Source organism: Cyclobacterium plantarum (assembly GCF_011290685.1).
Taxonomy (GTDB): domain Bacteria; phylum Bacteroidota; class Bacteroidia; order Cytophagales; family Cyclobacteriaceae; genus Cyclobacterium; species Cyclobacterium plantarum.
Genome location: NZ_JAANYN010000006.1, coordinates 249597 through 274768, shown reverse-complemented (window position 1 = coordinate 274768; position 25172 = coordinate 249597). Strand labels below are relative to the sequence as shown.

The window sequence follows — 25172 nt, the reverse complement described above, 5'->3', positions numbered from 1 at the left end:
AATTTAATTTCTGTTGATGGCATTGAGCATGTCAAAGGCCAACTCTAACCTTTTTCCAAAATTTTCTTCACCCTTCCTGAGCCAGACCCTTGGGTCATAAGACTTTTTATTCGGGTTATCTGCACCTTCCGGATTACCGAGTTGCGTTTGAAGATAGCCTTCTTTCTCATGATAATAGTTCAACACACCCTCCCAGAAAGCCCATTGAAGATCAGTGTCAATGTTCATTTTGACTGAACCGTAGCTATTGGCCTCTCTGATCTCTTCTACACTGGAACCGGATCCTCCATGGAAAACAAAGTTGACGGGTTTGCCTACCGTACCAAATTTTTCATTGATATAATCCTGAGAATTTTTAAGAATTTCTGGTTTAAGGGATACATTTCCCGGTTTGTACACCCCATGAACATTCCCAAAGGCTGCTGCCACGGTAAACATGTCATCTACTTTTTTCAATTCTTCATAAGCATAAGCAACTTCCTCTGGTTGGGTATAGAGTTTGGAGCTGTCCACATCGGTATTGTCCACTCCATCTTCCTCACCACCTGTAACACCAAGTTCTATTTCGATGGCCATTTTCAACTTGGCAAACTCTTTGAAGTAGTTTACGGAGATTTCAATATTTTCCTCCAAAGGTTCTTCTGAAAGATCCAACATATGTGAACTGAACAGGGGTTTCTTGAAAGCTTTATAGTAGGCTTTGCCTTCTTCAAGCAGACCGTCAATCCATGGGAGTAGTTTTTTTGCTGCGTGATCGGTGTGCAGGATGACAGGAACCCCATATACCTCTGCCATTTTTTGAACGTGCATGGCACCGGATACACCACCTGCTATGGAAGCCTGTTGTTTGTCGTTGGGCAGACCTTTTCCTGCAAAAAATTGGGCTCCCCCATTGGAAAATTGAATCATTACAGGTGAGTTCACTTTTTTGGCCGTTTCCAGTACGGCATTGACCGTATTGCTGTTGATACAGTTAACGGCCGGCATCGCAAATTCGCTTTCCTTAGCATATGCGATCAGATCTTTCAGTTCTTCACCATATTTTACTCCAGGTTTAAATTTCATATTGAATGATTTATGTTTAAATTAAATGTTGATCCCTGTTCAAATGCTTTTGAATGGAAACTATAATTCAAAGATAGGAATACCATTGAACAAATGCCTTATTATTAGGCTGAAAAAAACCATTTGACCAAAGAAAGCTAGTATAACAGGCTTCATATTATCTGTTAGAAACTATAAAATTTCCTTTATATCTTTGTTTATGGAAAAAATCAACATAACAGGTGTACCAGAACATTTTAATTTCCCCTGGCAGAAGCTTGTGGAAAATCAACCTTTTTTGGACAGTGATGTACAGCTGGTTTGGGAAAATGAATCCAGAGGTTCCGGAGCCATGAACAGGGCCTTAAGGGAGGGAAATACTGACCTGGCCATTGTGCTTACCGAAAGTTTTGTTAAGGACAAAATTGAGGGTAATCCTGGTAAAATTATTGGCTTTCATGTGGACTCTCCCTTGGTCTGGGGGATACATGTGCCTGCAAAAACAGATTTAGAAAAGGTTACAGATCTGAAGAATGTACCATTTCTGGTCAGCAGAATGGGCTCAGGTTCACATTTAATGACTTATTTATTGGCCCAAAAGGAGGGATGGGAGACCAGTGAAATAGATTTTGAAATCATTGGTAATCTGGACGGTGCCATCCAATCGTTTAAGAAAGGTAGTCCCAAAGCTTTTTTATGGGAAAAATACACGACCAAACCGTTGGTGGACAAAGGATTGTTCAGAAGAGTAGGGGAAATACCAACGCCCTGGCCCTGTTTTGTAATAGTAGCTTCGGAAAAAATGCTGCAGGATAATGGGCCTCTTGCTTTTCAGATCAGGGATGCCCTTTATGAAATTAACTTATCCATCATGAAAGATAAAGTGGCGTCGGTAAAGCAGATTAGTGAAAAGTATCAACTCGAACAGGCAGATGTCAGGGAATGGATTTCCCAGACAACATGGTCAACCCATAAAAAAGTGGCAGCACATCACCTGCTAAAGACCATGGAAATTCTGGAAGATCTTAAACTGATAAATAAAAAATTAAATCCCGAAAGTTTTGTGGTTGCTGAAATAGGTTAAGCCGAAAAAGACCAGCTATTTTAACAGCTGGTCCTTTTAACTTTGTATCAAACAAAATTAAAAATCTGAATAATCGGTAGGCCTCAAAAGGCGGGTGACATTTTTAGATACGGTGTTGCGGTATTCTTCCAGGTCTTTCATGGCCTCCCAGTCAGGGTCCACTCTGAATGCATCCCAATGGGCATTGCGTTCTTTCATGTTCTCAAATGTTGTCAGATACATGAGATTGGGCATGGTGGCACCTGCAAGGGTTTCTGCATAAAAAACCGGATTGAAGTCCAATTTATCAAAAATATCAATTTCACCGCTGTTAAACATCTTTACCTTTTGTCGGTACAGCCTTTCCGTTGCAGCCTCATAACTTCTCAATTCGTACACCCTCTCATTTTTAGGTGAAGAAAGCTCCGGGGTACTCATTCTGGGGTTTCCGGTAAAAGCTTGCAGTAAACGGGTTTCCAACCTTGTGTAAGGAGGATTGTCGTGAGCAGCATAGATATAATCCTTTCCGGAATTTTGATAAGTTTGGTCTTTTTCCAGCTTATTTTGAAATTCGAAGTATGCTTTGGAATTTTTAAATGGGAGAAAGACATAAATTTTCTCACCGGCATCCTCCTCTGAAGGAAGAGGTTTGAAGACGCCAACATTACTTACACCGGCTTTGTGTGCGGCAGGAATAAAAGCGGATTTCAGGTATTGATCTATCATTTTCTCCTGATCGCTATTAGCTATATGGTATATTTTAAGCGCATACAAGTCCCTTTTACCATCCTGTGCGAGAGTAATATAGCTCAAAGAAAAAGTAAAAAGAGTGACCAAAGAGGCAATAATAAGTTTATTTTGGTTCATGTTGATTGTAATTTAGGTTTGGTACCTGATATCAAGAATAATATTTTGACCAAAAGTAAGTAAAATTGAATTACTTTAAAAAAATATTATACCAATGGGAAATATATTGTTATTTTTGATTTTTATACTTTAGCATGCTAAAGGCTTGTTTTTAAATCAATTATTTTAAGAAAAAATGAAGAGGATTTTAGTAACCGGTGGAGCTGGTTTTTTGGGCAGCCACCTTTGTGACAAACTCTTAAGTGAAGGGAATGAAGTTTTGTGTGCGGACAACCTTTTTACCGGAAGAAGAAGAAATATTCACCATCTGCTGGACAATAAAAATTTTGAATTTCTAAGGCATGATGTTACTCTTCCATTGTATGTTGAGGTGGATCAAATATACAACCTTGCATGTCCCGCCAGCCCGGTCCACTATCAGTTTGACCCCGTTCAAACGACCAAGACCAGCGTATTGGGTGCCATCAACATGTTGGGTCTGGCTAAGAGATTGAAAGTAAGGATTTTGCAGGCCAGCACCAGTGAAGTGTATGGCGATCCGGAAATCCATCCTCAGCCGGAATCCTATAAGGGCAGTGTAAGTGTGACCGGACCCCGAGCCTGTTATGACGAAGGCAAGAGGTGTGCTGAGACCTTGTTTTTTGACTACCACCGGCAGCAAAAGTTAAGTATCAAGGTGATGCGTATTTTTAATACCTATGGCCCCAGAATGCACCCTTCCGACGGAAGGGTAGTGAGCAATTTTATTGTACAGGCACTGAAAGGAGAGGACATTACCATTTTTGGAGATGGTAAACAGACCAGAAGTTTTGGCTACGTGAGTGATTTGATTTCCGGCATGCACAAATTAATGAACAGCCGTGAAGGTTTTATAGGCCCGGTAAACATTGGTAACCCCGTGGAATTTACCATGTTGGAGCTGGCTGAAAACGTTTTGGAACTTACCGGATCAAAAAGTAAGCTGAAATTCCTACCCTTACCTCAGGATGACCCCATGCAGCGAAAACCCAATATTGATCTGGCCAAAAAAGAACTGGGTTGGGAACCTAAAATTCAATTGAAAGAAGGTTTGAAAGAAACGATCAGGTACTTCGACCAGGTATTGAAAGAAGGAGGGTATTGATCCTATTTGCAGGATTTACACAGGCATTGTTTCCAATCGGGGGCAATGCCTTTTTTTATCAATAAAAGTGATTTCTTTTTTAAACCCACTATTTAGTTTTTTAAATATTAAATTTTGTATTTTATTAAAAATCCATATTTTAGATAAATAAAAATTCAAAATATTTTATTTTAATTAAAAGAAAATTGAATAAACCTTTTTTTATTTGCTTGTAGATATTTACCTTTAGTGACAATTATAAATCACCTAAAAGTACTTGTAGCTATGAAAAGCGGGTATAGATTATTTGCCATTGATGATGAGCCTTCAGTTTTGCTTATCATTCAACATTATTTCAAGGAAAAATTTGACGTAAAGGTTTTTAGTAAACCGGCAGACGCTATCGCCGTCATGCATGAAGGTAACCTGCCCGATATTATCATTTGTGATTTGAATATGCCCGATATCAACGGGTCTGAATTTGTTGAGTTTATTCGTTCCAGTGGCTTTTTTGCCGAGATACCATTGATCGTCCTATCCGCTACTGAGTCATCTGAAAAAAAGATTGACATTTTGAATCTGGGAGCAGACGATTTCATGGTGAAACCTTTTAATCCAAAAGAGCTTGAGGCAAGGATCAATTCCATTTTAAGGAGGTCGGGAAAACTTGCAATGGAATCTATCAATGGCTGATCATTTTCTTAAAATTGCGCTGATTTCCGAAAGTAAGCAGTTAATTGAATCGGTGATTCAGGCAGTGGAGGATAAATTTGAGATAGTCAGCTTTTCCAATGGGATCGTTTTTTATAACCATCTTGCCCAATCTCCAAAAGAATTTTGTCTGGTGCTGAGTGATGCTGCCTTGCAGGATGTTCATGGCCTTTCTTTAAAAAAAACCATGGAAAAACTGGGGTTTGGATACCTGCCTTTTTTCCTCATTATGGAAAAAGTCAACAGGGAAGAAATCCTCAAAGCCATCGGTAAAGGTGTTGCGGATATTTTTACCAAGCCTATCAATAAAAAAAAGTTAAAGACCAGGCTGGAATTCCAAATCAACCATCCGATCAAAAGGCTGAAAGATACAGAAATCACCCGGGTTGAGCCCTACAGTATTCCCTGGTTGAAGAGATTGTTTGATGTTTTTGTTTCAGGGTTGATTTTATTTGCATTGAGCCCCTTGTTTTTAATCGTTTCTATTTTAATCAAACTGGAATCAAGAGGTCCGGTATTTTATTATTCTTACCGGGTAGGTACGGGCTATACGATTTTTAAATTCTACAAATTCCGGTCCATGGATCCCGATGCCGATGCCAAACTTCAACAACTCAAGCACCTTAACCAATACAACCATCCGGAGAAATCGGCAGACGAAGAAAGCATACCAGCAACAGAAACCACAGCGGTTAAAGAACTTTGTGAATTATGTGAACAAGCGGGAGGGGGATGCTTGCAACCCCTTTATGACGATAACCAAATGGTATGTGAAAAAATCATTTTGGCCAAAAAGAACAGCAATCAAGATTCCGCCTTTATCAAAATAAAAGATGATCCCCGTGTTACCAGGATTGGGAAATTCATTCGAAATACCAGCATCGATGAGTTACCACAGCTTTGGAATGTACTTAAAGGTGATATGTCACTGGTAGGAAATCGCCCCCTCCCTTTGTATGAAGCTGAAAAAATAACCACGGATAAATATGCCCTCCGTTTTTTGGGGCCGGCAGGAATTACAGGCCTCTGGCAGGTTGAAAAAAGGGGACGAGGGGAAATGTCGGAAGAAGAAAGGCTTAGTCTGGATAATGATTACGTTAAAAATTTCTCCCTTTGGTTTGATTTGAAGATTTTGCTGCGTACTATTCCGGCTCTTTTTCAGAGCGAAAATGTCTGATCCAGTAATTTCCAAAAAAGAGCTACCCTTCCTTCCCAGGTGTTTTTGGAAGCCTCCACATATCTTTTTTCGGCTTTATCAGGATTGTCGGATTCAAGTTCCTGCTTAATGGCCAGGGCAAAGCTTTCCGGGTCATTTTCAAGTCTGATCAGGGGATAGAAGGAACGTATATCCTCAGAAAAAGGTGTAGCTACGATAGGTTTGCCGGAGGCCAGGTATTCATTTATTTTAAGTGGGTAGATGCTCCTGGTCACTTCATTGCATAAAAAGGGTAAAATCAAAAGGTCAAAATGAGCCAGGTATTGGGGTAATTGCTCGATTCCTTTTGGTCCGGTAAAGTACAGGTTCGGAATCTTATCAAGGTCAATATGGGTATGCCCCTGATGGTTCCTGGGTCCGACCAATACCAGGCTGATTTCTGGATTTGAAGCACAGATATAGGCTATCAGATCATAATCCTGCCTGTGGCAGATGTTGCCGGTATATCCAATGATAGGGGAAGGAATATTTTGAAGGTCGTCTGGTAAAGAAAGCTTTGTTTCATAAGCGGATTTAAACAGGTTGAAATCTGCAGCATTGGGAAAATAAGCCACATTTTTTTTGGAAAGAATCTGCAGGTCTTCCTGTAATTGCCGGGAAGTGGCCAGGCTGATATCCGCATTACGGATGGCCTTAATTTCATTTCCTGCCCCATGCTTTCTCAAATAAGGTTCCAAAGCCCGGATATTGTCTCTTGATTGGTATACAATCACCCTGGGCTTGAAATTTTTGGGCAGTTGGCTCAGGTAAAGTGGATTAAAGGAGTTGAAAAATATGAAATCTTCTAATTTTAACCTTTTCAAGCCTTTTTTTATGCTTTTGGCCAGTCGCCTGTCATTCCACCTTGCCAGAAAACCATAAATCATCCCCTCGGGCAGCCAATTGATAGGCAGCATCAATGGCGGGGTTAGCGCATATAGATAGGTGCCATATTCCGGTAAAGGTTTTAAATTATTTTTGCCCCAAAGTAAAGCTGGTTTTCTAAGTCTTATCGCCTTCTTTTTTCTTTCCCTGAAATAATCCAAAAGGGTAAAAGGATAATCAACATACAATACCACCTGGTCCCGGGAGAAGGTTTTGGCCAGCGACCAGGAGGCAGAAGAAAAATCACCGTCCCACCTGGACATACTGGTCATTACTATAGGGAGTTGTTTTAGACTGGAAATTGAAAAATTATTCATTCAAGCTGTTTTTTCTTAGATTTTTAAAAGGATTCCACATTGGAAACCTTAAATTTAGGATAAAAATAACCATTAATTTTTGATGCTTTGGTGCTGTTTGAAATAATTACCTGGATATGCTGTTTTTATCTCCTGTTTCCCCTGATCAGTGCCATGGCGGCAGTTTTCAGGAAAGAAAAGATGGATCCTGACCCCGGTTTTTCCGCAAATTTTGCTTGTGTGATAACCCTATACAAAGAGGGTGAAATCGCCTGGCCCCTGGTCCGTTCCCTGTTGAAACAGGATTACCCTGATTTTCACATTTATCTGGTAGCCGATGGGATCATGGATCCATTGGAGGTTCCTGTTTCAGATGAAAGATTAAGCATCCTGCAACCCGAAATTTTTTTACACAGCAAGGTGGCTTCTTTGGACCTGGCCCTGAATTCAATGAAGGCAAATCATACCCATGTAGTGGTCTTCGATCCGGATAACCTGGTTCCTGCTCATTTTTTAAGTGTGATCAACCAGTATCATGCCATGGGGTTTAAGGCGGTTCAGGGAAAGAGAATTGCCAAAAATATTAAGGGAACCTATGCCGCACTGGATGCATTGGGCGAGTATTATTACGATTTTGCAGTTAGAAATGTACCCTATTTACTCGGTTCTTCTTCCACCATTGCCGGCTCCGGCATGTCTCTGGAGAGGGAAGTTTACCGGGACAATATATCCCGTGAGTTGCAGGTATTGAAAGAGAAGGGAGTAGTAGTGGCAGAGGACAAATCACTGCAACTTCAATTGGTAGATAATGGCCATAGAATAGCCTATGCGGCAGCCGCCATTATTTTTGATGAAAAGGTCACAGCTGCCCAACAGATTGGTAGGCAAAGGGGGCGCTGGCTCAATAGCTATTTTGCTCAGGTTCCGGTATCATTGAGGCTTTTACTGAAGGGAATCACCAAGTGGGATTGGAATTTGCTATATTTTGCCCTGATGGTCTCCATGCCTCCAATGGTCATGCTGGTTGGGGCTGGTCTTGTGCTGGCGATTTTTGCCTTATGGTTGAAATGGCCCTACTTTTTTCTTGTTACAGGCAGTTTGTTTTTATTTGTTTTGGGCTTTTTAACAATCCTGACTTTTAACAGGACCCCTGGAAAAGTTTTGAAAGCCATTCCAAAAATTCCCTTGTTTGTATGGGGACAATTGTCCGGAATGCTGCATATCCGGAAGGCTAATAAAGATTTTATGGCTACTTCGCATAACGAGGTCATTGATATTGAGCCTTTATGGGCCAAGCGCAAAGGTGAGTTTCATCACCTTAAAAAGAGATGGGAATGATATTAATGCAGCTTTTTACCGATCCTTTTCTTCGCCTCTTCAAATGCCCTGAGATAATTTTTTGCAGCCTGTGCCCAGCAAGCCCAAATATGGATATCGATGTATCTTGAAAGTATGAAGTTTTTGATTAAAACAGTGATAAAAATGGAGATTACCAATCCATATGCTGCTCCCTGCAAGCCGGTCCATTGGATAAATAACCAGCTTAAACCTACCCCGTAAACGAAGGTACCAAAAACCATGATCATATTGTAGAAGGGCTTGCCTATGGCGTCCAGAAATACTCCGGACTGCCTGTCGAAGGGTTTGATCAGGGCCAGGAATACCATGATCCTTAAAAATGGGACTGCGTTCAAATAGGATTCCCCTGCGATAAATAATATGATATAATGCGCAAATACAAGACAAAATAGCCAAAATGGTACCGTAAGGGCCAACATCATCCCTAAAGTTTTTTCATAGAGCCGACCAACCTCCTCCGAATCCTTTTTGTCGTGAGCTTCTGCCGCTTTGGGATAGCTGATGGAGGCAATGGAATTCACGGGGATTTCAACCATGTTCATCACCCGGCCAGCCGTATTGGCCATGGCCACCTGAACAGGAGAAAGAAGGGCTCCGAGCAAAAATTTATCCAGGCTGTTGGTAAGCATGGAAACGAGGTTGGTACCAAAAACGTATTTCCCGAAGTGAAATAACTTGATCAGCCAATAGGGACGGACCTTCGACCGGAGGCTGAAATATTTTCGTACCTGATAGGCAGACATCAGAGAGGCCAGTAAAAAGGCTCCATTTTGGTACCAGGCCAGAGACTTGAGGCTTAGTTCAAAGAAGTTCATGTAAGCCAATAGAATTACCAGAAAAAAGGGCAAACTTTTGCTGATTCCTGCAAAGAAGTAAGCTTTGAAATCATAACTGGCCTGCATCAGCACCAGGTTATGGGTGTGAAATACCAATACGGGAATCACCCAGGAATAAATGATAAGGATTTCTGCCAAATCCGGAGCATTCAATAGCTTTGCCAAAGGGGAAGCAAGCAGCCAGATAATTAAAAAAATCAATATGCTAAGTGAGGTATTCAACCAAATGGCTGCTGTTTGGATTTTGGCCTGAACGCCTGGGTTTTTTCCAACAAAATATTTGATCAAACCATTTTGAATAAAGCCGTTCCTGGCCATATCAATGATGGATACAATGGTGGTAAGCAAAACCCAAACCCCGAAATCTTCCGGAGAAATGATCCTAACCAATAACATGAAACCAATGAAGCCAAGCAAAAAATCCACGCCCCTGTGCATCATGGTATAAAATCCACTGCTGAGCCAATATTTTTTATCCTTCATTCCTGTTTCAGGATTTGGGTATAGCTGAGCAGGGTTTCTTTCGCACCCTTTTGGTAGTCAAATAATTGTGGTCTCTTATATCCCCTTTCTATAAGTTTTTGCCTTTTTTCCCGGTTTTCAAGCAGGGATGCTATTCCTTTGCTCAAACTTTCCGGATCAAAGGGATCAATCAGCAAAGCGGCCTCTCCGGCTACTTCAGGCATAGAGGAGGTGTTGGAAGTGATGACCGGACAGCCACAAGCCATGGCTTCCAGTATGGGCAAGCCAAAACTTTCCCTGAGGGAAGGGTATAAGAAGAGCAACGCCTGGCTATAAATGGAAGGAAGATCTTCATTGGGTATATAGCCCGTCAGGTGGATTTTATGGATCAGCTGAGGGGAGTTTATGGCCTTTAGCATCAATATCAAAACATCTTTTCCAAAATCAGGCATGACCAAATCAGGAAAATCAACTTTTTTTTCCTCCAGCAAGGCGAGGCTTTTCAATACTCCTTTGAGGTTTTTTTTGGGATCTGTATTGCCCAGGAACAACATAAATGTATCCGGCAATCCATACTTCTTTTGGATTACCTTTCTTTTTTCGGGGCTTTCTCTTTTGAAATGTCCGGCCACTCCGTTGTATACCACTTTGACCTTTTCTGGCTGCATGCCAAATTGCCTTACGATCCGCTCTTGTTCGTAGCGTGAAACAGTAAACAAGCAAGAGGCTTTTTTCACGACTTTTGGCACGTTCCAGCGGCGGTAAAGGTTGCCCATTCTTTGGTACCAGGAACCTTCTCTAAAATTCAATTTTTCGAGATAGATGATATCATGTAAAGTGATGACCAGTTTAGCCTTGCAGGAAATAGGTGCAGTGTTGCTGGTACAATGGAGAAGGTCCAGCTGATAGGTTTTCACTGCTCTTGCCAAATGATATTGTTCCCAGACAGGGTAGGGAGAAGGTGTAAGGGGTACTATGGTGAAATTTTCCGTGGGACTGATCGGGGAAGTATCCTCCACTTCATTGACAAAAATAAAGTATTGGTTGCTGGTATCCATTTTTTGCAGATTTCGAATGAGTGCAATGGCTACCATGTCCATCCCATGCCTTTTTTTTCTGAAAATCCGTTGTGCTTCTATACCTATTCTCATGACTGATGCTTAAGTGCGGGGTCTTCCCGGATATGCTTCATGAACAACCCGTCTGAAAAACCTTTGAAATATTTTTTAAAATGAGACCACTCTGCCTGCAGGGCAAAAACCAGCAGGTTTTTTGGCAGGGCAACCAGCAGGTAATAAGCTGCTGTAAAAAAAAACAAGGGCCAGTTTACATTTCTTCTCAAAAACAACCACCTGTTCCGACTCATGTAGTAAGTTTTTAGCAAGGAGTTTTTACCCACGCTCATGGATTCCTTGTGCAAAATAAAACTCCCGGGTTCGTACCAAATCTCATACCCGGCATTTTTTATGCGCTCACAATAGTCCATTTCTTCGTAATAAAGAAAATAGAGTTCGGCCATCATGCCTATGTCAAGTACCACCCTTTTAGGGATAAACATGGCTGCTCCATGAGCCAGCTGGGTGATTTCCGCTTTTTGGTATTGCCCTGTATCTTTTTCCTGGTAACCCTTGCCCTTGCCACGCCCTGTAATGGGGTTTATGGCAGAGAAACCGGCATATTGAATGGTGTCCGGGGCGTCATGATAAAGGATTTTAGGACAGACCAATCCGGCATTTTCTTCTTGCTGAATACGTTGTAAAAGCACATCCAGGATGTCCGGGGCGACCTCAGTGTCATTGTTAATCAGAAAGAAATAGTCTCCTTTTGCATTCTCCATTCCCCGGTTATTTCCTCCGGCGAATCCCTCGTTAACTGGGTTTTTTACCAGAATGGTATTTGGGAATTTTGTATGTATTTCCTCAGGATCTTCAGTTGAAGCATTGTCCACCACTATGATTTCTACATTGGGATAGCTCACTTTTTGAAATGAAGCCAAAAAATCCAGGGTGTGTACCAGGCCATTGAAGTTAATGGTGATGACAGAAATTAACGGTTTATTCATTATTCATTATTTCTTTGTTGTTTTCCTTATCAAGATCCTCTGCCAGGAAAAAATAGGCCCAGGACATGTAAAGTATCAAACCGGTAGGCATTTGTCCCAGTAAAGGATTTCCGATAGATGCAGCTGCAATCCCCACATAGCCGGCAAACAATCCCAGCAATTTTTGTTTGAGTTGGGGGTTTTCAACCTTCCAGATTTTAAATAAAGCCATTAATGCGATGAATGCGAGTATGGATACATGTAGTGAAAGCCCAACGACTCCCATTTCTGCCCAGATTTTAATGAACCAGCTGTCATTGGGGGTTTCTGCCAGAAAAGTACCAGGACTGAATCTTTGCCCCCAAAAACCAGAAGTACCTATTCCACCTCCAAATGGCCTGGTTTTCAGGTATTCGGAAAATTTCGCCTTGTTGGCTAATCTTACATTGAGTGAAGCATCATTTGGGTCCAAAGCAGACCTTAATCTCCTTATTTGGTAAACATCATTACCTATGGAAGTGAATTTTAAAAATACAAAGACTATTGCGAGGCTAGCCAGACCAAGGGTCATTAACTTAAAGTTTTTTGATGCAAAAAGGTAAGCCAGCGTACCTGCCACCGGGACCATTAAAGCTCCTCTGGTGCCACTCATGATCATTAGATAAAAAAACAACAGCGCACAAAGGGCAAAGAAAATGCGCTTTTTCAGCGTAAAAGGTCCCAGTGCCAAAACAAGGGCAATCATTCCCGAATGAGCAATGCCTGCACCGAACTGGCCTGCGTCCGAAAAGAAACTAAAAACCCTGAGGTTCCCAAAAAGGACATGGGTGGATCTTGAACCTGCATCCAGCCAGCGATTTTCTGCTCCATCCAAACCTATGTAGTATTGTCTGAGGCCCCAGAATGAAGCGAGTATGGAAAACAATAGTATGATTTTGATCAGCCGGTCCAGGTCTTTTCTTTTATGCGCATAAAGTAGTGTGAGGGGGACTGTAAGCAACATGTACAAAGCCGTTCCCCGTACAGCATAGACCCAGGCAGTAACACTTCTGGCCTCAGGGTTGAAAAGCTCCGCTATGTTATACATCATCCACAGCAGCGTGACGCCAAAAAGGCTGTTTTTCAGGTAGCGAAAGTCTGTTTTTACTTTTGTATGAAACAAGGCACTTAATATTACGGCTACCAACGCAAAATCCACCGAAAGGCCCAAAGGCAGGCTGGGTATATACCGGCTGGCTCCAATGGAAACAAAAGCAAATACCAGGGCAACGATAAGAGCTTTGTTGGGGTGACTCAACATGAAAAGAAACAGCAGGGCTGCAAAAGGCAGTATGGTCAGTGCACCAACTCCCAAAATCCCTGTATAGGCCACAATAAGGCTGATCAGCAGGGCAAGGACGAGTCCTGTGAGGGGTATGCCTATAGGGTAACGGGAATAATCCATGTAATGATCCTTGAGTTTATCAGGAAAGCAGTTTTTTTACTTTTGAGCGTATGAATGATCTTTTCTTGGGTATTTCTCCGATAATGTCTTCCAATTCATCACTTTTCATTTTATTGAGCCAGATCAGGTGGGGTACTTCTACCATTTCCTTTAAATTATTGAGTAAATGAAGATCTGCCTGATTCCATTTGCGCTCGGCATCCAATACCATCACCAGGGCATTCGCCTGATTGATCAGGGAGTAGTTGAGGGGTGCTTCTGAAATATTGGGCAATTCCCATAATATGAACTCCTCCTCAGTTTGGGAAATTTTGTTTGACCAATACTGCTCAAAATTGCCCTGAATGCTCGTTAAACCCGGGTAAGCCATGCTGGCACAGGGCATCTTCCCGGTATCCTCTTTCATGCCCCAATACATCACCTCCCTGTTTTGCTTCTCAAGGTCCTGCACCAACTTTTTAATCAAATACGTTTTGCCTTCTGCGGGTTTTAAACTGTAAAACAAAATGATTTTTTTTCCCGTTTTGGGAAGGTATTTGTTCAGGTTATTGTGAAATTGAATGATTTCTTTTTGGGCCAATTTGTGTTGGTCGACTGTATTTTCTATTCGGTTTTCGTCGAGCCAGGCGCCGGCCACCTTTAATCCAGTCATTTTTTCTGCATTTGGACCAGATTTTATGGTATTGTCCAGAAAAAAAGTAAGCAAAACCAGGGAGAACATGATAAAACCAGTGGCCATTCCCCCACCCAGCGTCAATAATGCTCTTTTTGAAGGCAGGGGGGTTTTTGGGAAAAATGGTTCATCGATCAACCTTTGAGAGGAGGACATTTCCAGGTCATATTTTTTTAAATAGGCCATATTCAGCCCGTGAAGAATGGATAGATACTGCTCCTCGTTTACACTGACCTCTCTTTCCAATTTCTTCAATTCCGCTCCCAGCGGTGCAAATTCCTCAATCTTTTCGGACAGGTATAATTTCCTGTTTTGCATGACATCCAGGGCTTGTTTCTGCTCCTCAAATAAAATCTTTAACCGAAGCCATTCTTCAAGGATGGTCTCCCGCTGTAGTCCGTTTTGGGTATTGCTATTTTGAAACAATTCGGAGGAGGCTTCATCGATTTGGTTTTTTAGGTTTTCGATTTCTTCTTCCAGCATATCTATTCGGGGGGATCCTGCATTCTGGGCTGCAAGACCCTGAATCTCCATGTTTTTAGAAACAATGCGATCCTGAAGGGTACCTATCCGTTGAATGATTACCTGCCTTTTTTCGAAATTCTCAAACATATTTTCGATTTCATTCAGATTGGCCTCAGTGCCTGAAAGCAGACGTTTGGATCTTTCTTCGTCTTGCTCATGCTCTAATTTGGCGATATCCAGGTATTTGCCCTGTTCATAATAATTCAATATCCGGTTTTGGGTCATGAAGGATTTGAGGTTTTCCTCCGCCGCTCTCAATTTGTTCTGCGCAATCACCAGTTGATTTTGAAAGTAGGTGATGGAATTGATGTTTTCCATTTCTTTCATGTCCGAATACCTGCTCGTAAAAGCATCGGTCACTAGCCGGAGCGTATGGTAACAAATACCGGGATCATTGGTTCTGTATGCGATTTCCATCATGTCGCTGGAGGATTTTCTGCTTACATACAAGCGCTCAATGATTTTGCTGATGGCGTAATGGTCGTGTTCCCTCAACAGGTATTCAATGGGTGAATCTTCGAAACTTAAATAATGATTTTTTACATTTGCGTATGTTTCCTTTTCATCACCAGGTACTGCTAAATCCTCCCACATTCTTTCGGAGAAATGAGATTTTAGTTCGGAATAGGGACCCCTACTGATAATCGATTCCTCCGGACCCGAAAGGGAAAGGTGTTGGGCCATCAGCCGAAGGGAGGCTTCTTCTACAGTTTGCCTCGACTTGACCAAAAGTGTAAGGTTGTCAAATAAATTGTTTGAAGTGTAAAAATCCATCCTTACCACCCCACCATCTGTGGCACCCTGATTGGAACTTGGGTTGGTAAACACGATTGTTTTGCTTTCATATTCTCTGGGCATATTGCTGGTCAAAAGGAAGATCCCCACTGCTGCAAGAATAGGTGGCAACACAATAAAGAATTTGTTTTTCCAAGTTAAAAGAATGAATTGTTTAATTGTCATTTCTAAGGATGATATTAGCTAAGGGGAGTCCGATTAATATTTCGAGTTTTTTGGTGGCGACAAAAAAATCCCTCCTTGCATTTTCGTATTCAGATTGTGCAACGGTATGGATTTCTGCATTTCTCATGTAGCTGGAGGCATCCAGATTTCCCGAATTAAACTCCATCTCCATCTGTTGCAGGTTGGTCCTGGCTTTTTCCTGCATTTGATACCTGATTTGCATCAGTCGGTGTGCCAGTAGCAGATTGTTGTATTCTTCCACGACCTGTTCGGCAATGACCAATTCCATCTCTCGGGTTTTGAAAAAAGTGGCCTCCATTTCATTTTGTTGAAGTTTGATCCGGTTTCCCCTATTGAAAATTTCGGACAAGGGAATACTAAGATTGGCCCCTGCCCTGTATCCGTTTGCGATGTTGGTCAAGTCCCCTCCCTGCGATCCGGTCGTCAGGATGGCCTGATTGCCATATCCATAGTCGATATAAACACGGAATAAATCCGTCCATGATTTTTGCGCCAGTTTCACCCTTTCTTCCGCCGACCCAATAAGTGCTTCATTTAGTTTGATGGTTGGGTGATTGGATATGGCTATACCGATAAGGCTGTCTAAACTATAAAGTTGATTTTCCAGCGGACTATTCAATTCGATGCCTTCAAGGGTATTGACTTCTTCTTGCGCCCGAACATTTTTATCAGTTAAAAAAATCATTACGACCAAAACGAATATCAGGCGGGAGTAGAATGTTGATTTTTTCAGCACAAATTTCATTTATTTATATATCAATGACAAAAATAGGTTCATGTAAAATAATTTACTGTTTTAGCTCTATTTTTAAAATAAAAGTAACAAAATTTTTAATTTATCCTTTTTTTTTGAATTTAAATTTTCAGCTTATATATTCATTAATTATTTAGAAGGTTGATGATTAAGCATACTGTTGCAGGAAAATTGAATCAAAAAAGCCAATCGGTTTTTGGCAGGGAAGCCAGAGGTTTTGGCGAAATACTTAACCTTTACAGCCTGCTTGCAAAGGACTTATTACAAGGTTTGTGGAGACTTCTGAATGCCAAATTCAGGCTTCGGAACTGTGAGAAAGTGGGCAAATGGGTAACTGTCAGAGGAGGTTTGAGAGTGGAAGGCGCTGGCAAAATCAGGATTGGAAATTATTGCAAACTTTGGTCACATATGGGGACTACCCAGTTATTTGCGGATAGTGGTGCCTTGCTTGAAATTGGGGAGGGCACATTTGTAAATACTGCCTGTATTGTTTCAGCAAGCAAACATATTACTATTGGGAAAAATTGTCAGATAGCCAATCAGGTGATTATCATGGACGGAGATTTTCATGGGGTAGATGACAGGTCTGCCGAAGGCAAGTCTGCAGCTATTGTCATTGAAGACGATGTGTGGCTGGCAACCAGGTCTATGGTGCTGAAAGGAGTGCGGATAGGTAAAGGATCAACAGTTGCTGCAGGGGCAGTAGTAACCAAAGATGTCGCTCCTCACACCTTGGTCGGGGGAGTCCCTGCTAAAGTGATCCGGAAATTACATCAAAATCAAACCATTCTGACTGATTGAATCACTTAATTGAACCATTAAACCTGAATATGAAATGATCCGTTGTGTAATCATAGATGATGATGCTGCCAGCATCGAGGTGCTTTCTCATTATATATCCAAGACCAAATCTTTGGATCTTCAGGCGAAGTTTACGGACTCTATTGAGGGGTTGAATTTTCTTGTGGAAAACAAAGGCAATATTGATCTGATTTTTCTGGATATTGAAATGCCTGAAATGAATGGTTTTGAGATTCTTAAGCACAGTCAATATGATGGTGCTTTGATCGTAATATCGGCAAATCATGAGAATGCCATATCCGCTTTTGAAACCAATGCCTGTTTCTATTTACAAAAGCCTTTTGCCTATGCCCAATTTCTTAAAGGTATAGATAAATGTAAGGAAGCAGAGGCGAGGATAGACCCCAATGCCTATTCAAAAGACTTTATTTTTGTAAAGGATGATCGGTTGTATAAAAAAATTCTTTTTGCAGAAATAAGCTTCTGCGAGGGAAAAGGGGATTATATCAGCCTGAAGTGTAAATCACAAACCTATACCATCAAATCTACCATTTCCAACTTCCTGGACAAGTTATCTGGTAATCCGGAATTTGTACAAGTGCACCGCTCCTACGTAATCAACCTGCATTATTTAACTGATTTTGATAGCGATACGGCTGTGGTGGACGGCAAAATCATCCCAATCGGTGCCAAATATAAAGAACAACTAAAAAACAGCGTTAATTTCCTGTAATTTTTAATTCCCCTTATCTAATCCTTGATGTACTGATTGATCAATTCTTTTACCGTTTCAATTTCTTTCGAAAAATCCTCGAACAACTTCTTTAATCCGCCGGATTCAAAAGAATCCAGCTCTTCGAAGGTTACTGCCATTTCATACAATTGATTTAATCCTGCTGTCAGGGCCGATCCCTTCAATTTGTGTCCTTCGCTGTTTAATCCCGGTAAGTTTTGGTCATTAAAGTGTTTGATCAATAAATTTTTTGAATGGTCCAGCTCCTTTAGTGTCAATTTCAACACGTCTTTGATAACCAAGGGCTCGTCTCCAAGGTATTCGATGACTTTTTCAACATTAAAATGATTTTTTGGGTTTTTAGTCGTTGTTGATGTATTTTTTTGTTCAGCCTTAGCAGCGGATTTATTGTCAGGTGCCTGTAACGAATGAACAGGATTTAACCATTTTTCAAATATCTGGATAATGTTTTTTTCCACAATGGGTTTGGCTACAAAATCGACCATTCCCGATTCCATACATTTTTCCCTTTCTCCCTTAATATTCCCTGCGGTGATGGCGACAATGGGTATGTGACTAAGTTCTGGTGAAGCTTTGATTTTTTTGGTTGCTTCATGCCCACTCATGACCGGCATTTGGATGTCCATTAAGATGATATCAGGCAGGAAGGATTGGGCCATTTCAACTGCTGTTTTTCCATCAATGGCTTCTAAGATTTTAGTATTGGGAGACACTTTAAGTACAATGGTTTTGGCCAAAAACATGTTGATGGCGTTGTCTTCTGCAATAAGTACTGTCAGTTTGCTGTTTAAGGGCTTTTCCTGATGGGCGGGAGATGAATCTTTAGTGAAAGTCTTTTTTCTAGGGTTGAGTTGAGCCAGCGCTTCGTAAAGCGCATTTATTTTTATAGGTTTGGATAGTTTGATATCGATACCAAGTGCTTTACATTTTGTATAGATGTAATCGTCATCAGCCGAACTGTGTAAGAGCATAACGGGAGTGGCAGCCTTGTTTTCCGGGAAATTTTCCCTTATTTTTTTTGTCGTTTCCAAACCATCCATATAAGGCATGTTAAGATCCATTAATACCGCATCAAAATCACCATTGTTCTCTATTTTTTGAAGTGCGTCAAAACCATTCACTGCTTCCTCCATATGAATTTTTTTCAGAGAAAACATTTCCTTCAGGATCAATCGGTTATTTTCATTGTCATCTACCACTAAAACTTTTTGGATAAAACTGGTATCTGATTTTTTAAGATTACTTCCATTTTCTGTTTTGAGGTTGATGTCAAAATAGAATTTACTGCCCTCATCCAATTTACTTTCCAGTTTTAATTCTGAACCCATCATGGCCAAAAGTTTATTGGAAATGGTCAGGCCCAAACCGGTACCACCATATTTTTTAGTGGTAGATCCGTCTTCTTGTGCAAATGCTTCAAAAATCCTTTTTTGGTTTTCCTCAGATATCCCTATACCCGTATCCCTGACTTCAAATCTTACCAGTCGCTCTTTTTCATTTTGAACGGAAATGGTTTGTATTTTTAATTCGATTTCTCCCTCATTGGTGAATTTTACGGCATTCCCAAGTAGGTTGATAAGAATTTGTTTTAGCCGTACATCATCTATAAATATAAATCTGGGCAGGTCTTTTTCCAGATTAAGCAACATTTCGACACCCTTATTCTGGGCCTGGTAAGAAACAACATCAGTTGCCTGCCCCGCCAATACGAAAATGTCTGCTTTGTTGATATCCAATTCCAGTTTTCCCGCCTCAATTTTAGAGAAGTCCAGGATGTCATTGATGATATTCAACAAAGTATTGGCAGATTGGTTAACGATATCAATGTATTGGTTTTGAACCTCAGTCAGGTCTGTTTTCAACAAAAGGTCTGTAAATCCAATGATGCCATTAAGCGGAGTCCTGATCTCATGACTCATGTTGGCCAAAAACTCTGATTTTGCGAGACTGGCTTTTTCAGCCATTTCCTTCGATTCTATAAGGTTTTTTTCAAGAATGTTTCTGTCGATTGCATTGGAGATGCTGTTGGCAAAACTTTTTAATAAAGAAATTTCAGCTTGCGACCATTCCCTTTCCAACTTGCAATCGTCATATCCGATGAAACCCCAAAATCCGTCTTTGGTAAATATGGGTATGGAAAGTATGGATTTGATATTCTGATTTGCCAGAAATTCACGGGTGGAGGAATCTTCCGGCATTTTGGATAAAATGGCAAAGAAAATTTCATTGTTCTCCATGGGTGCGACAAATTCCCCGAAAAAATTGATGGGCACGTTTTGTAAGTCTGGGTTATTGATTTGGGGCTGCACTTCATCAGAACTCCACTCAAATCTTTGGGAGGTGAGCACTGAGCCGTCTTCAGCAAAGCTGTTTTCCCAATAATAGACCCTGTCTACATCCGCAGCTTTTCCGATCAATTCCAGACTATTGGAAATGGCTTCATATAAATTTCTATTCGAAAGCAACTCATCAGTGGCTCTGGAGATCGCCAAAAGCATCTGTTCTTTTTGGATCAACTGGTTTTCCCTGTTCACCGTGTCATGAATGTCCTGAATTGTTCCAAAAAGGTAGAGGCATTTACCTTCTTCTATGTGGGCTTCACCGATGGTCCTCACCCATAATTCTTTGCCTTTTGCGGTGATGATTTTTAATTTTTCATCCCAGGCTTTTCCATAATCCTTTGCAAGCCCAAAAAGTTCTTGCATTCTATCCCGGTAAAAACCTTCCTTGTAAAACCCAAACGCATCTTCCAGTTTTGGATTAAAATCTGCATCAACCTCAAAAATGGTTTTGGTTATATCTGTCCAACTTAAAAAGTTTTTGTCGGTGTCGTATTTCCAACCCCCAATTTTTGCCATCCTATGAGTTTGGCTGAGCAATTCTTTGGCATTCTGTATGCTTCTTTCCAACCTGAGTCTTTCGGTAATATCTATGGAATTTCCGATAACGTAACTATTACCCTGATAATCTTTTTCAAGGGTGTTGCTGTACAACCAGACCTTCAAGCTTCCATTGGTCTGCCTGGTGGTCATCAGGCCCTGGGCTTTTCCATCTTGAAGCAGTTCTTTGAAGTAGCTGTCAATTTCGGGATGGTACCTTTTTGGGATAATGTCCCATAATTTTTTCGACAGCATCTCCTCGACACTGTACCCCAACAACCTTGCTCCATAGTTATTAAAGCTCAAAAAATTCCCCTTGAGATCATGAGTCAGCATCAAACCCTGGCTGTTTTCAAAAAAAGACCGGAATTTTTCTTCGCTGGAAAGTAGCTTTTCTTCTTTTTCCTGTTCTTCACTGATATCCCTGCCGATAGCGAAAATCCATTTGTTTTTTAAGTCACCTGTAGCCGTCCAGGCAAAAGTTTTATAGCCACCTTTGTGGGTTTTTAACCGGTGCCTGAAACTTGTGGTCGCTTCTCCTTTGATCAGTTTGTTGATCTCCACCATAGTGCCTTCCACATCCTTGGGATGTATGTAATCTGACATGGCCTTCTCCGAAAGCTCTTCCTCACCATAGCCCAGCAAGGTTTTGAATGCTTTATTGACTTTAATAAACTTTCCATCAAACCTGATGACCGTAATCAAATCCAGGGAAATGCCCAGGGCTTTGCTTAAAAGCCGGTCCTCAAAATTTTCAGTTTTTGCATTTATGTACTCACGGATTTGCAGGTTCAAAAGACCTAAGTTTTCTGACAGAAGGTCAGCGGATTCAGGTGCTTTTGACCCCATTACAACCAAAAACCCTAAAATATTTTCTTTTTCACTGGTTATCGGCTTTGAAGCCAGGTAGGTAGCCGGGGAGACTTTTGCCAGAAAATCACTTTGAGCCAATGCTTTGTTGGTTTGGAGATCCCTTATTTCCTGAAAACCTTTGCTGCTATTTAAAAAATTATACAAAGTGTCTTTTTCAGAAATGTATGTTTCTCTTATCCCCTCAGAAAATGATTTTATCCATATGCCTTCTTTGTCAAAAAAACCTAAAAAAACCTGCTCACAGCCGGTCAATCTTTCCGCCAAAAGTATTGTTTTTTCAAAGTTCTCGTTTTGTAAACCCCGACCTAGATAAAAATCAGCAATCTGATTAGATTTTTTCATGCTTTTAAAGAGTTTTCACTACCCATATGGATTCTTGTGCGAAATTAGCCTGTTTCAAACATCCTGTAAAAGGAATGATCAAAATGTTTAAATATGACGGTAAATTAATTATGAATATTGCTTTTAAAAAACCAAAATCTTGAAACAATCGAAATTTTCTTTCTAAGCATTCCACTTTTGTTTACAAATTCGATAATTTAATTATAAATTCAAATTTGTAACCTAATTAATCATATGACTGTTATTGTATTTTGGCTGGCAATCATCATTGTTGCCTATACTTTTTTTGGATACGGGTTAATTTTATACCTCCTGGTGAAACTGAAAAAGTTGTTTCTTCCCTCTGAGGAGGCCGAAAACCCAAACTTTTTTCCACATGTAAGCCTGGTCGTTCCTTGTTTTAATGAATCGGATATTATCAGGACAAAAGTTGAAAATTCTCTATCACTGGATTATCCCCGCGAGAAGCTTGAAATTTTTTTTATTACAGATGGATCTACCGATACTTTCAGGGAGGTGTTGTCTGATTATCCCCAGGTGAAATTATTGCATAAAGACCGTAGAGCAGGGAAAACAGCCGCGGAAAACAGGTCCATGGAAATCATTGAAACCCCCATTGTGATTTTTACAGATGCCAATACCCTGCTGAATCCCATAGCAATCAGGAATATTGTCAGACATTTTCAATTCGAAAATGTTGGCTGTGTCTCAGGCGAAAAACGGGTACTGATGGAAGCGATGGAAGAAGCAAGCGCTGCAGGTGAGGGCATGTACTGGAAGTACGAATCCTTTTTAAAAAAACTGGATTCCCAACTGTACTCTGCGGTAGGAGCTGCCGGGGAATTGGTAGCTTTCAGGTCTTCCCTGTATGAACCTTTGCCTGAAGATACCATCCTTGATGATTTCATGCAGTCTTTGTTGATTGCGTCCAAAGGATACAAAATCGTTTATGAACCTGAGGCCTATGCCATGGAGACAGCCTCTGACTCCATTAATGAGGAGTTAAAAAGAAAAGTAAGGATCAGTGCTGGTGGGTGGCAGTCCATGCAAAGACTCCTCTTTAAGATTACCCCCTTCAAGAACCCCATATTGTTTTTTCAATATCTATCTCACAGGGTTTTGAGATGGACCATAACGCCTTTTTTATTGGTCCTGATTTTTTTCCTAAACCTTCTGCTTTGGCCTCAGGGATGGGTTTATCAGTTGTTGATGACAGGGCAGGTTTTGTTTTATCTTGCAGCGTTTTTGGGTTACCTTCTGGAGAATAAAAAAATCAAGGTCAAGGTGCTTTTTATTCCTTTTTATTTTTGTCTCATGAACTATGCTGTAATTGCCGGGCTGATCCGGTTTTTGAGGGGCGCTCAAAAAAGTACCTGGGAAAAAGCGAAACGAAGGCAAAGCTGATCAAGCCTTTTTGTTGCTTTTCTGCCATAATCTCACAAAACCATCAGGTTTTGATCCTAATCGGCACTAGGATATAGCCAAACCAATTCCCCATCCCGATTTCTGCGTTTTTTAAAATGTTAGGTCTACCGATGACGGTTCTTTACTAAATTCCCTCGAACTCCGGTTTTAAAATAGTATGGATTTTAAAGGTTAGTCTTTAAGCCTCCTGATTAGGCTTCAATTCCCGTTCTGTATTTTATTCCAGGAAAAATCTAAATTTACTGCGTTGAAGATAAAATTGTTTTAAAGCCCGAATAGTTTTAAATTTCCCAAATCTTTCAATTGACCAAATAAACCCGGAACCCACTGTGAAAAAATTATTCTTTTGTATTTTTATATTGGTATTAAACGCGGGATATGCCCAGCATCTTCCACATCCATCGGCGGTATTTGAATGGGAAATGCTTCCTGTATCCATAAACGGAGCAGTAGAAGAGAGGAAACTGATGGATTGGCCCACCGAAACCCTCGACAATTTCCGCATCATCCATTATTCTTTGCAGGGCTCGGAAACCATGGACCTGCATTCAGGCGAAGAGCGTTTAGTCCTGGTCAGTGATGGAGCCCTTTCGTTAAAAATGGCTGAAGAAGAAACTGCCCTGGGCCAAAGAAGTGTGGGCTGGATTCCTGCACATATGCCCCTCAGGATAGCTGTTGGGAATGACAATAAGGCTTCATTTTTTATCATTGAATGGGAATCGGAATTAGTTGATGAGGAGTTGACGCCTATAGGTACGAATCCAGTGCTTTTTGATTATTCTGAAATGGAATATAGGGAAAATTCCAGAGGTGGGAGGAGAGCTGTCATGCAGGCACCGACCCAAACCCTTAAAGAACTTGAAATGCACATTACTACCCTGAAAGAAGGGGAAAAAAGCCATGACCCACATGTACATGCTGATGAAGAGATCATACTGGTCTTGCAGGGGGAGGTAGAGGAAATGATTAATGGTACTCCATACAGACTGGGTGCTGGCTCTGTGATTTATCTGGCTGCATTTGACCCTCATGGAATCCGGAATGCTGGCAAGGGCAATTGTGAGTATTATGCTATCCGTTGGATCACAGAAAAAACAGAAAAGTAAACCTTTGTATGTTTACTACTTGAGAAAGGTATTTTTTTATTTATTACAATAAAAGGTATATTGTGAAGACAAATCTTTACAAATTGCTCCGCTTAACCACTGCCTAATCAAACCCAAATAGCTCTTGATCATGGGATTGCTGGAAAAATATACGGACGAAACATTACTTATCAGCCTCAGGCAGGGGGATGTTAAGGCATTCGACGAATTGTACCACAGGTATGCCAAAAAGCTCATGTCCTTCTCTTTAACTTTTTTTACCGACCAGCACCTTGCGGAGGAAGCCGTGCAGGAGATTTTTGTAAGAATTTGGGAGAGGAGGAAGAAACTGGATGCATCAAAATCCTTTAAAAGTTACCTTTTTCAATCCGTAAAATTCTATATGTACAACCATATCAGGGACAGGAAAAAAGAGTGTTGTCTGGAAACCGCCACAACGGAACAAATATTGGTGGACCAGGACCCGGAGGCAACCCTGGCCTATCAGGAATTGGAGGAGTTGGCTCTGGAGATGATTGGCAGGTTACCGAAAGTGCAACAGGAAGTCTTTACATTGAACAAACTAAAAGGTTTGAACAGTGATCAGATCGCACTGCAGATGAACCTTTCAAAAAGGACCATAGAACATCACCTTTACCTGGCCTCCAAATCCCTTAAAAAGGGATTATTGCATCACCCCTCCTTTTCTTTGCTGATATTTACAGGTGTTTATTTTTTTTAATATTGAATTAAGGTTATATAATAAAATTTAATA

The 25172-nt window shown here is 40.9% G+C and carries 20 protein-coding genes; 10 read left to right on the top strand and 10 right to left on the bottom strand.

What is annotated here, in order from left to right; genetic code table 11:
* Nucleotides 1–3: 3 nt before the first annotated feature.
* The gene (fbaA, locus tag G9Q97_RS15615; RefSeq protein WP_166148431.1) at nt 4–1065 is read right to left on the bottom strand and encodes a class II fructose-bisphosphate aldolase; all 1062 of its coding nucleotides are present in this window, start codon (nt 1063–1065) and stop codon (nt 4–6) included.
* A gap of 199 nt (nt 1066–1264) precedes the next feature.
* Here fbaA and G9Q97_RS15610 point away from each other — a divergent pair, with 199 nt between their 5' ends.
* Entirely contained in the window at nt 1265–2128 is an 864-nt protein-coding gene (locus tag G9Q97_RS15610; protein WP_166148429.1) for a type 2 periplasmic-binding domain-containing protein, read from the top strand.
* A 57-nt stretch (nt 2129–2185) separates the two neighbouring features.
* On the opposite strand, the gene G9Q97_RS15605 is transcribed toward G9Q97_RS15610, so the two are convergent.
* A complete protein-coding gene (locus G9Q97_RS15605) occupies nt 2186–2974 on the bottom strand; it encodes an NIPSNAP family protein (RefSeq protein ID WP_166148427.1) in 789 nt (262 codons plus the stop codon).
* A 175-nt stretch (nt 2975–3149) separates the two neighbouring features.
* Between G9Q97_RS15605 and G9Q97_RS15600 the strand changes: the two genes are divergently transcribed.
* The 3 genes from G9Q97_RS15600 (at nt 3150) to G9Q97_RS15590 (ending at nt 5964) form a co-directional block, all read left to right on the top strand.
* The gene (locus G9Q97_RS15600) at nt 3150–4097 is read left to right on the top strand and encodes a UDP-glucuronic acid decarboxylase family protein (protein WP_166148426.1); all 948 of its coding nucleotides are present in this window, start codon (nt 3150–3152) and stop codon (nt 4095–4097) included.
* Between the two features lie 264 nt (nt 4098–4361).
* Nucleotides 4362–4769, top strand: a complete 408-nt coding sequence (locus G9Q97_RS15595; RefSeq protein WP_166148424.1) for a response regulator transcription factor — start codon at nt 4362–4364, stop codon at nt 4767–4769.
* The gene (locus G9Q97_RS15590; RefSeq protein ID WP_166148423.1) at nt 4762–5964 is read left to right on the top strand and encodes a sugar transferase; all 1203 of its coding nucleotides are present in this window, start codon (nt 4762–4764) and stop codon (nt 5962–5964) included. The genes G9Q97_RS15595 and G9Q97_RS15590 overlap by 8 nt, the downstream gene beginning before the upstream one ends.
* Here G9Q97_RS15590 and G9Q97_RS15585 read toward each other — a convergent pair.
* On the bottom strand, nt 5946–7184 hold the full coding sequence (locus G9Q97_RS15585; RefSeq protein WP_166148421.1) for a glycosyltransferase: 1239 nt from the start codon (nt 7182–7184) through the stop codon (nt 5946–5948). The genes G9Q97_RS15590 and G9Q97_RS15585 overlap by 19 nt on opposite strands.
* Nucleotides 7185–7274: 90 nt before the next feature.
* Between G9Q97_RS15585 and G9Q97_RS15580 the strand changes: the two genes are divergently transcribed.
* Complete coding sequence (locus G9Q97_RS15580) at nt 7275–8501, top strand: glycosyltransferase (RefSeq protein WP_317168768.1); 1227 nt, start codon at nt 7275–7277, stop codon at nt 8499–8501.
* A gap of 2 nt (nt 8502–8503) precedes the next feature.
* Here the strand turns inward: G9Q97_RS15580 and G9Q97_RS15575 are convergent, their stop codons facing one another.
* From G9Q97_RS15575 to G9Q97_RS15550, 6 genes are read right to left on the bottom strand one after another with little or no spacing between them, the layout of a single operon-like run.
* On the bottom strand, nt 8504–9841 hold the full coding sequence (locus G9Q97_RS15575; protein WP_166148417.1) for an oligosaccharide flippase family protein: 1338 nt from the start codon (nt 9839–9841) through the stop codon (nt 8504–8506).
* Nucleotides 9838–10971 carry a glycosyltransferase family 4 protein gene (locus tag G9Q97_RS15570; protein WP_166148415.1) on the bottom strand — a complete coding sequence of 378 codons (1134 nt, stop codon included), beginning with the start codon at nt 10969–10971 and terminating at the stop codon, nt 9838–9840. Before G9Q97_RS15570 ends, G9Q97_RS15575 begins: the two co-directional genes overlap by 4 nt.
* Nucleotides 10968–11882 carry a glycosyltransferase family 2 protein gene (locus tag G9Q97_RS15565; protein ID WP_166148414.1) on the bottom strand — a complete coding sequence of 305 codons (915 nt, stop codon included), beginning with the start codon at nt 11880–11882 and terminating at the stop codon, nt 10968–10970. The genes G9Q97_RS15570 and G9Q97_RS15565 overlap by 4 nt, the downstream gene beginning before the upstream one ends.
* Nucleotides 11875–13305, bottom strand: a complete 1431-nt coding sequence (locus G9Q97_RS15560; RefSeq protein ID WP_166148412.1) for an O-antigen ligase family protein — start codon at nt 13303–13305, stop codon at nt 11875–11877. Before G9Q97_RS15560 ends, G9Q97_RS15565 begins: the two co-directional genes overlap by 8 nt.
* A 19-nt stretch (nt 13306–13324) precedes the next feature.
* Nucleotides 13325–15412, bottom strand: coding sequence for a GumC family protein (locus G9Q97_RS15555; RefSeq protein WP_317168767.1), 2088 nt, complete (start codon nt 15410–15412; stop codon nt 13325–13327).
* A gap of 40 nt (nt 15413–15452) precedes the next feature.
* Nucleotides 15453–16229: a TolC family protein gene (locus tag G9Q97_RS15550; RefSeq protein WP_166148409.1), complete on the bottom strand. Its 777-nt coding sequence runs from the start codon at nt 16227–16229 to the stop codon at nt 15453–15455.
* A gap of 153 nt (nt 16230–16382) precedes the next feature.
* On the opposite strand from G9Q97_RS15550, the gene G9Q97_RS15545 reads away from it, so the two are divergent.
* Nucleotides 16383–17039 carry an acyltransferase gene (locus tag G9Q97_RS15545; RefSeq protein ID WP_166148407.1) on the top strand — a complete coding sequence of 219 codons (657 nt, stop codon included), beginning with the start codon at nt 16383–16385 and terminating at the stop codon, nt 17037–17039.
* 34 nt (nt 17040–17073) lie between these two features.
* A complete protein-coding gene (locus G9Q97_RS15540; RefSeq protein ID WP_166148405.1) occupies nt 17074–17772 on the top strand; it encodes a LytR/AlgR family response regulator transcription factor in 699 nt (232 codons plus the stop codon).
* A 17-nt stretch (nt 17773–17789) separates the two neighbouring features.
* On the opposite strand, the gene G9Q97_RS15535 is transcribed toward G9Q97_RS15540, so the two are convergent.
* Nucleotides 17790–21887 carry a response regulator gene (locus G9Q97_RS15535; protein ID WP_166148404.1) on the bottom strand — a complete coding sequence of 1366 codons (4098 nt, stop codon included), beginning with the start codon at nt 21885–21887 and terminating at the stop codon, nt 17790–17792.
* 234 nt (nt 21888–22121) lie between these two features.
* Between G9Q97_RS15535 and G9Q97_RS15530 the strand changes: the two genes are divergently transcribed.
* From G9Q97_RS15530 to G9Q97_RS15520, 3 genes are all read left to right on the top strand, one after another.
* Nucleotides 22122–23291: a glycosyltransferase family 2 protein gene (locus G9Q97_RS15530; protein ID WP_166148402.1), complete on the top strand. Its 1170-nt coding sequence runs from the start codon at nt 22122–22124 to the stop codon at nt 23289–23291.
* Nucleotides 23292–23641: 350 nt separating this feature from the next.
* Nucleotides 23642–24418, top strand: coding sequence for a cupin domain-containing protein (locus G9Q97_RS25295; protein WP_166148400.1), 777 nt, complete (start codon nt 23642–23644; stop codon nt 24416–24418).
* A 130-nt stretch (nt 24419–24548) separates the two neighbouring features.
* Nucleotides 24549–25139: an RNA polymerase sigma factor gene (locus tag G9Q97_RS15520; RefSeq protein ID WP_166148398.1), complete on the top strand. Its 591-nt coding sequence runs from the start codon at nt 24549–24551 to the stop codon at nt 25137–25139.
* The last annotated feature ends 33 nt before the right edge of the window (nt 25140–25172 follow it).

What these genes read in the sequence shown, in the direction of transcription:
- G9Q97_RS15570 (WP_166148415.1), bottom strand. Translation starts at nt 10,971, where the DNA reads ATGAGAATAGGTATAGAAGCACAACGGATTTTCAGAAAAAAAAGGCAT.
- G9Q97_RS15605 (WP_166148427.1), bottom strand. Translation starts at nt 2,974, where the DNA reads ATGAACCAAAATAAACTTATTATTGCCTCTTTGGTCACTCTTTTTACT.
- G9Q97_RS15610 (WP_166148429.1), top strand. Translation starts at nt 1,265, where the DNA reads ATGGAAAAAATCAACATAACAGGTGTACCAGAACATTTTAATTTCCCC.
- G9Q97_RS15535 (WP_166148404.1), bottom strand. Translation starts at nt 21,887, where the DNA reads ATGAAAAAATCTAATCAGATTGCTGATTTTTATCTAGGTCGGGGTTTA.
- G9Q97_RS15565 (WP_166148414.1), bottom strand. Translation starts at nt 11,882, where the DNA reads ATGAATAAACCGTTAATTTCTGTCATCACCATTAACTTCAATGGCCTG.
- fbaA (WP_166148431.1), bottom strand. Translation starts at nt 1,065, where the DNA reads ATGAAATTTAAACCTGGAGTAAAATATGGTGAAGAACTGAAAGATCTG.
- G9Q97_RS15550 (WP_166148409.1), bottom strand. Translation starts at nt 16,229, where the DNA reads ATGAAATTTGTGCTGAAAAAATCAACATTCTACTCCCGCCTGATATTC.
- G9Q97_RS15530 (WP_166148402.1), top strand. Translation starts at nt 22,122, where the DNA reads ATGACTGTTATTGTATTTTGGCTGGCAATCATCATTGTTGCCTATACT.
- G9Q97_RS15600 (WP_166148426.1), top strand. Translation starts at nt 3,150, where the DNA reads ATGAAGAGGATTTTAGTAACCGGTGGAGCTGGTTTTTTGGGCAGCCAC.
- G9Q97_RS15575 (WP_166148417.1), bottom strand. Translation starts at nt 9,841, where the DNA reads ATGAAGGATAAAAAATATTGGCTCAGCAGTGGATTTTATACCATGATG.
- G9Q97_RS15540 (WP_166148405.1), top strand. Translation starts at nt 17,074, where the DNA reads ATGATCCGTTGTGTAATCATAGATGATGATGCTGCCAGCATCGAGGTG.
- G9Q97_RS15520 (WP_166148398.1), top strand. Translation starts at nt 24,549, where the DNA reads ATGGGATTGCTGGAAAAATATACGGACGAAACATTACTTATCAGCCTC.
- G9Q97_RS15595 (WP_166148424.1), top strand. Translation starts at nt 4,362, where the DNA reads ATGAAAAGCGGGTATAGATTATTTGCCATTGATGATGAGCCTTCAGTT.
- G9Q97_RS15585 (WP_166148421.1), bottom strand. Translation starts at nt 7,184, where the DNA reads ATGAATAATTTTTCAATTTCCAGTCTAAAACAACTCCCTATAGTAATG.
- G9Q97_RS15590 (WP_166148423.1), top strand. Translation starts at nt 4,762, where the DNA reads ATGGCTGATCATTTTCTTAAAATTGCGCTGATTTCCGAAAGTAAGCAG.
- G9Q97_RS15560 (WP_166148412.1), bottom strand. Translation starts at nt 13,305, where the DNA reads ATGGATTATTCCCGTTACCCTATAGGCATACCCCTCACAGGACTCGTC.
- G9Q97_RS15545 (WP_166148407.1), top strand. Translation starts at nt 16,383, where the DNA reads ATGATTAAGCATACTGTTGCAGGAAAATTGAATCAAAAAAGCCAATCG.